We start from the raw sequence: 1,330 nt of genomic DNA on the forward strand, positions 1-1,330 counted from the left end.
TCACCATCATGCGTATGATCGGATCGGTGCGCAGCTTGTCCCAGGCGCCGGACAGCGTCATCAGGCCGTTGATCATGCCGCCCCAGGACGGCATCCACAGCATGATCGAGAACACCATGCCGAGCGTCTGCGCCCAATCGGGCAAGGCGGTGTAGTGCAGGTGATGCGGCCCGGCCCAGATGTAGAGAAAGATGATCGCCCAGAAATGGACGATCGACAGCCGGTACGAATAGACTGGCCGGTTCGCCTGCTTGGGCACGAAATAATACATCATGCCGAGGAAGCCGGCGGTGAGAAAGAAGCCGACCGCGTTGTGGCCGTACCACCATTGCGTCAAGGCGTCCTGGACCCCTGAAAAGGCGGAGTAGCTCTTGGAGCCCAGGAACGAGACTGGTATGGACAGGTTGTTGACCACATGCAGCATCGCGATGGTGACGATGAACGACAGGTAGAACCAGTTGGCCACGTAGATATGCGGTTCCTTGCGCTTCAGGATCGTGCCAAGGAACAGAATGAGGTAGGCGACCCAGACGATGGTCAGCCAGACATCCACATACCATTCGGGTTCGGCGTACTCGCGGCCCTCGGTGATGCCGAGCAGGTAGCCGGTCGCGGCCATGACGATGAACAGCTGGTAGCCCCAGAAGACGAACCAGGCCAGATCACGGCCGAAGAGGCGGGCGCGGCAGGTGCGCTGCACGACATACAGAGACGTGCAAAGCAGCGCGTTGCCGCCGAAGGCGAAGACGACACCGGATGTGTGCAACGGCCGCAAACGACCGAAATTGAACCAGGGCTGGATGTTGAGATCGGGGTAGGCGAGCTGCAGCGCGATCACCACGCCGACCAGCATGCCGACGACACCCCAGAACACGGTGGCGATCGCGCCGTAGCGGATCGGACCATCCATGTAAGCGGATGGGTCAATCGGAGCTGCTGGCTTGAACTCCGTGTTGCGCAACAGGATCGCAGTGAAACCAGCCACTGCGAAGAACAACACCCACATGTGTCGGCGGAAAGGTTCATCCACGCCGAAGCCGGCGGCCACCAGGGCCGCAAAAGCGAACACGCTTAGAAGGACGATCTCTGTGCCGAATTTCATTGCAGATCCCGATCTCGAATCTGGTGGATGCCAAATCCGCAGCGCACTAATCGCGCAGCCGCCGCCCCCTCGCCCTGATCTATGTCAGGCCGCAAGATTTTGTGTCGGCGGCGCAATCAGCAGGTGGCGAATGAACGAGGAACGCAGCGCGGGCTCACCCCCCTCATGGAAGGCGTTCCCTGGGTTGGGCGGGCGCAGACGCGATCGCTGAGGCGAAAGCTGAGGCCC

1 protein-coding gene is annotated in these 1,330 nt (G+C 60.9%); it reads right to left on the minus strand.

All coding sequences use genetic code 11. From position 1 onward, the window contains the following. A partial coding sequence (locus tag EN750_RS34585; RefSeq protein ID WP_127399296.1) for a cbb3-type cytochrome c oxidase subunit I occupies window positions 1-1,102 on the minus strand: 1,102 nt, incomplete at its 3' end. Between the last annotated feature and the right edge of the window lie 228 nt (window positions 1,103-1,330).

Source organism: Mesorhizobium sp. M7A.F.Ca.ET.027.03.2.1 (assembly GCF_003999175.1).
Taxonomy (GTDB): Bacteria; Pseudomonadota; Alphaproteobacteria; order Rhizobiales; family Rhizobiaceae; genus Mesorhizobium.